This window comes from Phocaeicola sp. RTP21198st1_B8_RTP21198_201120 (genome assembly GCF_040929485.1).
In the GTDB taxonomy this organism is placed as follows: Bacteria; Bacteroidota; Bacteroidia; order Bacteroidales; family Bacteroidaceae; genus Phocaeicola; species Phocaeicola dorei.
Window position 1 is genome coordinate 1 of sequence record NZ_JBCOCI010000033.1, and the last position, 9,330, is coordinate 9,330.

Consider the following 9,330-nt stretch of genomic DNA (forward strand, 5'->3'; position numbering starts at 1 on the left):
TATCTGCAAATTCAGTAATGAGAGGCCGTGTAAACGCAATAAGGACGTTCAAGGGCTTAGTTGCGGATTTGAGGTTATAGACAAAGTTTCGGGACTAAATATCAAGTATAGTATTACTGTAATGAAAATAAATAGATAATAAGTCGGTAATATTTTGACAAATTGCTTTCTTATCCATTCAATGGGTTCGTCTATACGCTTATTGCCGTATAAGAATCCGCTTAACACGAAAAATATTTGAACACCAACGTTTAACCACCAAGCAAGCTCATTACCATAGTATTGACAAATATGGCATGAGATGATTAGTAACATCGCCACCAAGCGAATACAACTTATGGATGGGCTATGCCTCTTACCCCACCTTACTAACCCGTTCATTATCAACATATTATATATTTAACCCTTTTATAGAAGGCAACGAATTCGATCCGCAGCATCGCGCCATTCACCTGCTTATTGGTTAATTAGATAATTTCTTCTTCGCCACGGAAATGAACATTAAGTTTATGGAGAGGTGCTAGGAGGACACCAAGTGAAGTACCCTGCGTCATTTGGGTGAAGGCATTAACATCCTTAGGGAAACACTTGCCACCATAGCCGAACTTACCGTCTGGCCCAGGAACGTAAGTGTGAGTATCGTTGATGTAGCCTGAAAGGAGGCAGCCCGTATGGACAGTACGCCAATCGGCTCCCATCTTCTCACAGTACTCACGGCATGCATTGAAGTAAGTAACTTTGTATGCACCAAAGACATTGTGCATATATTTGGTAAGCTCTGCCTCAAGTGGACTCATGACGGTGAACTTCTTGCCAACAAAGATTTTGGTGAGGAGTTCAACAGCTCCGGTAAACACCATTGTTTGTTTTTTAAAATCCTCTATATGAGTGCGTTCAGTAAGAAATTCGGGCATGTAGTGTACACGATGACCAGTTTCCTTCGAGAGCAACTCACTGGTGCCAGGGAGAATAGTGGTGCGCACGAATATAGGTACATCTGGCAGCTTAGAGATAAGCTCTTTCATGAGAGTGAGATCCTGTGTACCATCGTCCTCTGTGCGAACATGAATTTGCAGAAACGCAATATCAATATTTGAGAGGTCATCATTATACCCCTTGGCTGGGTCAGTGATGAACAGTTTACACTCTGGATTATTATGCTCCAGCCAATCCTTCAGGGCTCCTCCTACGAAGCCGCATCCGATAATTCCAACGTTGATCATTGTTATATAGAATTTTACTTGTTACTCTCAATTTAAATGTAATGTTTTCTTAATAAGTTCGGTTATTTCACCTCATATCTATCCGTTTCTTTCTCCGCAAGCACATCGGCAATTCGACGGCAAGCCTGTCCGTCTCCATAAGGGTTAACGGCCTTGGACATCTGCTCGTAGGCTATGGCATCATCAAGGAGATTGCTGACTTCAGTCATAATCTTGTTGTAATCGGTGCCCACAAGATGAACAGTACCCGAGGCGAGAGCTTCAGGACGCTCAGTGGTGTCGCGCATCACAAGGACAGGCTTGCCAAGGCCGGGAGCTTCTTCCTGAATACCACCTGAATCAGTAAGAACGATAGTGGCCTTCGACATGAGGTGGACAAACTCGAGGTACTGAAGAGGCTCGATGAAGAAGAAGTTAGGACGGGTGAGGTCTTCACCAAAGACTTCGTGAATTGGTTTGCGCACGTTGGGATTAAGGTGCATTGGATAAACGAAATCTACCTTTGGATACTTCTCAGAGAGGTCCTTCATAGCAGTAACCATTCGGATAAAGCCGTCGCCAAAGTTCTCGCGACGGTGGCCTGTGATAAGGACAAGCTTCTTGCCATTGTTGAGACGAGTTACGTCATAACCTGCGGCTGAAAGCACCTTGTTCTGTTCTTCAGCAAGGGCGGCATCGGTCTTGAGCCTATCAACGACCATGTAGAGAGCATCGATGACGGTATTGCCGGTAACATAGATGTTGCCATGAGCTTTCTCTTCAAGGAGGTTCTTCTCACTGAGTGGGGTTGGCGAGAAGTTGTAAGTGGCGATGCGTCCAGTAATCTGGCGGTTCATCTCTTCAGGCCAAGGGCTGTAGATATTGTGGGTACGGAGACCCGCCTCTACATGACCTACAGGGATTTGTGCGTAGAAGGCGGCAAGAGCTCCTGCGGTAGAAGTGGTAGTGTCGCCATGGACGAGGACAACATCAGGTCGACATTCCTTAAAGATGTCACGAAGACCGGTGAGGACGCGTGCAGTTACATCAGTGAGGTCTTGTCCTTGCCGCATGATGTTGAGGTCAAAATCGGGACGGACATCGAAAAGATGAAGCACCTGATCAAGCATTTCGCGATGCTGACCAGTGACGCATACAATGGTTTCAAACTCTTCTGAGTGCTTCTGGAACTCTTTGACCAGTGGGCACATCTTGATAGCCTCTGGGCGGGTTCCGAAGATTAACATTACTTTCTTCTTTGCCATAATTACTCAATAATTTTATTCTTTGCTCTCTCTAGACGTATCAAATGGAATGTCAGTATCTTTTAAGCACTTCTTGTATTTGGAGATAAGCGCTCAATTTAGGGCATCCCCCCTTTGAAAGGACACATGACTATGCTCTAAATAGAGTTTTGTTAATAAATTAGTTTGAATTTAACATTGACCTGTAGCCAAAGTAATTTTGTCAGGAAGCATGTTAACATAATCCCTGTACCAGTCAAAAATATTTTTGAAAAAAGTTCTGATGAAGTTCCAAATAGAACAGCCATGAATCTTCACTGTTCCAATCACACTGTGATAAGTTGCCACCATTTCTGCTCCGATATCACTACCGTAATGAAGCGAATTGCTCCGTTGGGGAGTCAGCTTTCGAATTCATTCTATACACAAACCCCAAAAAAAGAAGATAATAATCTCTCTTGTAGAATTTATACAGCCATATTTTTTTATTATTTGATACAGCAATTGTTACTAAAGTAAGTACAATAGTTACCAGTACAAGAAAGTCACTTATTGTCATAAATAAAGTAAGTTTATCACTCCACCTTCTCAAACGGAAAAGCCTGAAGATAACTAATAGCCACCGTCATATTACCAAAAGCAAACACCAGCTTTGTATTCCGATGCAGACGCATGATGCACCCCTCCTTCCCTTGAAAGACACCACCCGTAATACGTATCTTCTGCTTTTTCTGAATATACTCCTCAAGAGGCTTATCCATCAGTTCAATGTTATAAGGCATGGATTCATACAGATAAATAAATTCTTCCATCTGTCTATGGGGAATAACAGCCACGCTATAGGAATTGCGGTCTTTTGCAAGATACTGCCGGGGGAACAGATGGGCAAGGATGAGATTCAATTCATCCAACGGGGCACATACAAACAGATAACCATCACCCGTGATTTCCTTTTCATCCGTCAAAGCGTTCAACTTCTGTACAGAGCCTGTCGCGAACGCCTCCTTTACGGCAAAGGCGGACTCCCGACGGGCCGCATATTCTTCCTTGCTATAAGGACACCGTTCAAAACGTCTTTTATGGTCAGCAGAGGTATATGAAAACACTTTGAAGCAGAAATATCTTTCTTCCTTTATGCCAGACCGGGTATTAATCATCACAGCCCTCCTGCCGGTAAAGATTTCGATATAGCGTTTCAGCTCTCTGTTGCGCAGGAACATATAATACCACTTGTGGTCAGGATATTCTTTTTCTTCCCCCGTCTGTGACGTGGTTATCAGATCTGACCCCTGGTCTGGGCAGGAAGCGATTGAACTGCATGGCAGTAACCTAGGCGCTTTACCCGTTATGTTTTGATTCTGCGGAAAGGAGTATTCAGTACCCAAATCCGCATCATTACAGATTTGCATCAAAACATAAATTATTTATCATTTGTACTTCTAAAATGAAGGCTTGTTGAAGCTTCATTTTTGGGGTTCTCTTAGTAAGAGATCCCCTTCTCTATTTAATTTATTGATAATGTGAAACATACACATCGTAATTCATAACCTTTTACGAACAATTCTCATACATTTCTTGTTAAAAGCATTTTAAAACAACAAAAGATTTCCATTTCTTGGGAATTATAGCTACTTTTGCAACCAAATGGGGATCTCTTACTAAGAGAACCCCATTTTTTATAAAACGAATCATGCTATCAAACAGCTGATTTTCAGATTTATCACACTTGTTCATGATAAAAAATAAATTATCCCAAATTAGATATCACACGAAGTCACACAGTATTTCCTAATGGCACGATCCTTTAGATCAGCATTCTGCATATTTCTATATCTCCCCATACTAAAGTCATTCAATATTTTGTATCTATCACCAACAAGGCATATTTTGATTACTTTGCCGAATATTGAATATTCCCCCAGCTCTTATGTTAGGATTTTAGAAATATTTCTCCGAAAATGATCTGATTTTATCCAAGCCAATAGAACATTCAGGCTGTCATCCTACAGCCTGAATGAATACTTCCCCTACAGCCCCCTTAAAATAATCTGATTGGCTCTGTCTATCTGTGAAGTGGAGATGGATGCCAGATAAATATGAGTGGTCTTTTCATTATCGTGCCCCAACCCTTCGCGGATGATGTCTGTAGACACCTTCCTGTCCTGCGCTATGCTGGCCCAGCTATGGCGGGCCACATAGAAAGTCAACGGCGCCTTTAATTCCAGCCGCAAGCCTATTTTATTCAAGCCCCGTCCTATCTGCTTGGCCCTCAGTTTATATTGCTTGCGGTCATTTATGTCACAATACCGCAAGATAGGCAGCAGGTACTCGGAACTGTCATCCTTGTATTTATCCACAATCTCCTGCATCAGCTCCTCCCACAGAATAGTCAGCCGCTGCCCGGTCTTTTTCCGGCTGTATGTCAGAATTCCATTCTGGAGGTTGTTCTTCTTCAAATGTGCCATATCAATAAACGACATGCCCCGGGTATAGAAACTGAAAAGGAAAATATCCCTTGCCAGCTCCAACTGGGGTTCGAATGACAAATCAAGCTCCTTGATCATTTTGATGATTTTAAAAGGAACAGCCCGTTTTACGGTCTTGTCTATGCCGGTATAGACATGTTTGAAAGGTTTCTTGTCGGTGGTATAGCCTTGCTCTACAGCCAGGTTATACACACTCCGCCAGATTCTCATATAATAGGAAGTACTGTTCTTTACCAAGCCTTTCTCTTTCAGATAGGCTTCATACATCTCCATCAGCTCCGAATCAAAGGCTTCAAAACTCAGATCCTCATTCTTTCTGAATTGGATAAAGCTGTTCATTGTCGAGGTATAGCCTTCTGCCGTCCGTCCCCTTTTCTGCCGCTCCAGTTTATTGATACATCGTTGCATGAAGTTGAACACACTCTCTACAGAAGGGATTTTCCGGAAAGAAGCCACGATATCATCAATGGTGTATTCCACACCGGTCCGCTCCAGATCATTGATAATACCTTGTAACCGCGTCATCTCCCAATTCGTCTGGTCACGTATCAGCAGAAGACGCGCTTTACATTCAGACTGTGTTGAAATAAGCAGACTGCCGGTAGAGTCGTCCCACTCGGAAGGCATGATCCGATAAGAAGTCTTGATGAGCCGTGTCAGTCTGTAATGAATAATTTGATAACTTAATACGCCCTTTTTTCCTTTTACGCTCGATGGGCGGAATTTCAATTTAATGGATGCCATATTTCTTTTCTATATTATGGTTTTGTTATTCAAAACGAATATAGCAATATGGCATCAGGTACACTGTTGCACCTCCGGTTATTCTATCCTTCTATCTCGCTCAGTTCCAACCAGCGCATGGTCTTTTCATCAATCAAATCATTCAGTTCCGGCAATCGTTTGGATTTCTCCGTCAGTTCCTCCACTCCCAGCGTACCGCTGCAAAGGGCGGCTTCTATATCGGCCTTCTCCTGCTCCAGCCCGGCTATTTCTTGTTCCAGCTGCTCGAACTCTTTCTTTTCCTTGAAAGACATCTTCCGCTTGTCATTCAAGCGCACGCGGGCGGTCTTTTCCTCTTTTGGCTTTTCCGCCTCTTTCTCGCGCTGCTCTTTCGCCTCGCGCCAGTCACGATAATCGGAGTAGTTACCCGGAAAATCACGAATGTCTCCCTGTCCCTTGAATACCAGCAAGTGATCTACCACCTTGTCCATGAAATAACGGTCGTGGCTTACTACGATTACACAGCCCTTGAAGTTCTGCAAATATTCTTCCAATACCTGAAGGGTGATGATATCGAGATCGTTGGTAGGCTCATCCAGCACCAGGAAGTTGGGATTACGCATCAGCACCGTACACAGGTACAGGCGGCGGCGTTCTCCCCCACTCAGTTTATATACATAACTATGCTGTGTTTCGGGGGTAAACAGAAAATGTTGCAGGAACTGGGATGCGGTCAGCTTCTTGCCATTTCCCAATTCGATGACTTCGGCAATATCCTGCACCACGTCGATGACCTTCATTTGCTCATCAAACTTCAGGCCGTCCTGAGAATAGTATCCGAAACGGACTGTCTCACCGATATCCAGTGTTCCACTGTCCGGCTTCTGTTCGCCCATCAGTATTTTAATGAACGTGGACTTTCCCGTACCATTGTTTCCCACGATGCCCATCTTCTCATAACGGGCAAAGATATACGAGAAATCTTCCAGAATCTTCAAATCACCGAAACGCTTGTACAGATGATCTGCCTCAAAAATCTTGGAGCCGATGTAAGAGGCTTTCATATCCAGCTTCACATTACCATCGTTGAAACGCTGCTTCGCCACTTTCTCCAGTTCGTAGAAAGCTTCTTCCCGATAACGCGCTTTATGTCCGCGTGCCTGAGGCATACGGCGCATCCACTCCAGCTCTGTGCGGTACAGGTTATTGGCACGGGCTATTTCGGCATTGGTCGCCTCGATACGCTCCTGCCTCTTTTCCAAGTAATAGCTGTAGTTCCCTTTATATGAATAAACCTGCTGATTGTCTATCTCGATAATTTCAGAGCAGACGCGGTCCAGGAAATAACGGTCGTGCGTCACCATGAGCAGACTGATGTTTCCCCGGCCGAGATACCCCTCCAGCCACTCCGTCATATCCAGATCAAGATGGTTGGTAGGCTCGTCCAAAATCAGGAAATCGGGCTCGGTTATCAGCACATTCGCCAAAGCCACCCGTTTCAACTGACCTCCGGAAAGATGTTTGATCTGCTGGCTGAAATCCCGGATTTTTAATTGAGAAAGGATTTGTTTCGCCTTCCGTTCATAATCCCATGCCTTTTCGTGCTCCATCCGTGCCAACAGCTCTTCCAGTCCCGGATTGCCTTCGGTTTCCATGCAGCTTTCATATTCTTTGATGAGTTCCACCGTGCTGTTTCCGTGATAGAAACAGGCTTCGAGCACGGTCAGGTCTTCGGGATAATGTGGGTCTTGCTCCAAATAGCCCACCCGCAGATCACGACGAAAGACGATGCTTCCTTCATCATATCCCTCCTTACCGGCTATTATATTAAGTAAGGTAGTCTTGCCTGTACCGTTCTTTGCTATCAGACCGATGCGTTGTCCTTCGGCCACTCCAAATGAAATCTTCCGGAACAATACCAAGTCACCGAATGATTTGGTAAGCCCGTCTACTTGCATATATGGGGTCATTATTTGTCTATTTATTTAAATCATCCAACACTGCCTCCGCCTCTCGCTTAATTTTCCTGAATTCGGATTTCAAGTCGCAGGGGAGTCCCTTTTTAGCTTTTCCCCACACCAGTGCGGCAGGGTCCAGCACCATATCCGAACACATAAACTGCAAGGCGGGATATTCTTTCTGTCCCTCAATGACAGTCACCCATTCCATACCTTCCATCTCATTCACCAGAATGGTTCCGAAGGCAATACCGAAATTCTCCCACGCCATACGCTGCTGGGTCTGGAAACGTCCGCTGTCCATTACTTGCTGTATACTGTCAATATCGCTCTCCGACGCAGTGAAATCCTTGGTGAGTTGCTTTTTAATCGTGGTAGAAGCCCACTCAAAGGCGGTGTTCACCTCCCCGATTTCCAAGACACGGATCGGAATGATCTCACGCGGGTGACTTACACCTTCTTTGCGGATCTGCAAAGACCGGATGATTTCTTCCGCCAGATGCTTGTCTCCTCCTTTGGACACGGTAAAAGAACATTCGAAAGAAAGATCCCCCTCTCCTGTCACCCAGATATGAGTGGTGTACCAGGCGCCTTCTTCCTGAAAAGTTTCCGCGCTGTAAGCACAATCCCACTTGCCCACTTTCACCAGGGCGGAAGAGGTATTTTCTTTCAATTCGTATGCGATGCACTGCGGACCATAGTCAGCCGCTTCATCCTTATAGGCCGATATGCGGAAATTACCTGTCCACCGGTCAGGATTATAGAATAAAAAACTCTCTTCTGTATCTTCAAACTCATGCCAGCCCATCGGGTATTCCAATGAGAACCAGCCACCGGGAGAAATGTATTTCATAGTCTCTATCTTTTTAATTCATTACTAACGGAAACGATCGTTTTACTTTACCGGCAATATCTCAATCCAGTAATCATCAGGATCATTGATGAAATACAAGCCCATAGCGGTGTTCTCGAAGCAAACGCATCCCATTTCCTTATGGAATTTACGGACTTCGTCATAATCACCTTCCACACGCAGACACAGATGGCTTTCGTTCTCACCCAACTCGTATGGCTGGGTATGGTCACGCAACCAGGTCAGTTCCAACAAGAAATTGCTGTGGTCATCGGCCATATACACCAGCACGAAGGAACCGTCCGAAGCTTCCTTACGATGAGACTCATGCAAACCTAACGCTGTTTCATAAAACTTGATACTCTTGTCCAGATCAGTTACATTGATATTGAAATGATCAAATCTTCCTTTTACTTTCATATTGTGTTATTCTTTTGTTATTCAATCTCTATTTTTTGTCCGCGATGTGTCAATGACACAAAACGCACTCCATGCGCTTCGGCAAAGTCGCGGAAAGCATTTGCCTTGGCATACTCCGGTGTGAAATGCATGGGTACAAAGATATGAGTTTTTATCTTTGTTACAAACTGTCCGGCACCCCGCATGTATTCTTTTCCCAAACGGGGGTCAACGGGAAACATCGCCACATCCACTTCGGGCGTATAGGCGTAAAGATCATCCAGCTCATGCAGGAAATTCTTCTCGGCTCCCTTCCACTCCGCCTCGGTACTCTCATCCATCCAATGCCAGTTATTCAAATCACCGGCATGAAAAATCTTTTTTCCACCTGCCTGAAGCAAAAACGATACTCCCACATCCGTGGAACCGAAAGCACGCACGCTCAATGTTTCATCCTTATATTCC

At 44.5% G+C, this 9,330-nt stretch carries 8 protein-coding genes and 2 pseudogenes; all 10 read right to left on the reverse strand.

The features are described from left to right. Positions 1–48: 48 nt before the first annotated feature. A complete protein-coding gene (locus AB5935_RS13135) occupies positions 49–390 on the reverse strand; it encodes an acyltransferase family protein (RefSeq protein ID WP_368327453.1) in 342 nt (113 codons plus the stop codon). 77 nt (positions 391–467) lie between these two features. Next, on the reverse strand, positions 468–1,223 hold the full coding sequence (locus AB5935_RS13140) for a UDP-glucose 6-dehydrogenase (protein WP_007844010.1): 756 nt from the start codon (positions 1,221–1,223) through the stop codon (positions 468–470). Positions 1,224–1,285: 62 nt separating this feature from the next. After that, positions 1,286–2,467 (reverse strand): non-hydrolyzing UDP-N-acetylglucosamine 2-epimerase, encoded by a 1,182-nt coding sequence (gene wecB, locus AB5935_RS13145; RefSeq protein WP_007844009.1) that lies wholly within the window; start codon positions 2,465–2,467, stop codon positions 1,286–1,288. A 171-nt stretch (positions 2,468–2,638) separates the two neighbouring features. Then, positions 2,639–2,860, reverse strand: a pseudogene (locus tag AB5935_RS13150) (IS66 family transposase); the annotation flags it as partial. Positions 2,861–3,021: 161 nt separating this feature from the next. Continuing rightward, a complete protein-coding gene (locus AB5935_RS13155; protein ID WP_007844007.1) occupies positions 3,022–3,855 on the reverse strand; it encodes a transcriptional regulator in 834 nt (277 codons plus the stop codon). A gap of 618 nt (positions 3,856–4,473) precedes the next feature. Further along, a complete protein-coding gene (locus AB5935_RS13160) occupies positions 4,474–5,676 on the reverse strand; it encodes a tyrosine-type recombinase/integrase (protein WP_007844005.1) in 1,203 nt (400 codons plus the stop codon). Positions 5,677–5,759: 83 nt separating this feature from the next. Next, positions 5,760–7,625, reverse strand: coding sequence for an ABC-F family ATP-binding cassette domain-containing protein (locus tag AB5935_RS13165; protein ID WP_008652200.1), 1,866 nt, complete (start codon positions 7,623–7,625; stop codon positions 5,760–5,762). 7 nt (positions 7,626–7,632) lie between these two features. Continuing rightward, positions 7,633–8,466: a DUF3805 domain-containing protein gene (locus tag AB5935_RS13170; RefSeq protein ID WP_038609361.1), complete on the reverse strand. Its 834-nt coding sequence runs from the start codon at positions 8,464–8,466 to the stop codon at positions 7,633–7,635. 42 nt (positions 8,467–8,508) lie between these two features. Then, positions 8,509–8,886, reverse strand: coding sequence for a VOC family protein (locus AB5935_RS13175; RefSeq protein WP_005840337.1), 378 nt, complete (start codon positions 8,884–8,886; stop codon positions 8,509–8,511). A gap of 17 nt (positions 8,887–8,903) precedes the next feature. Continuing rightward, positions 8,904–9,330: pseudogene (locus AB5935_RS13180) on the reverse strand (MBL fold metallo-hydrolase); the annotation flags it as partial.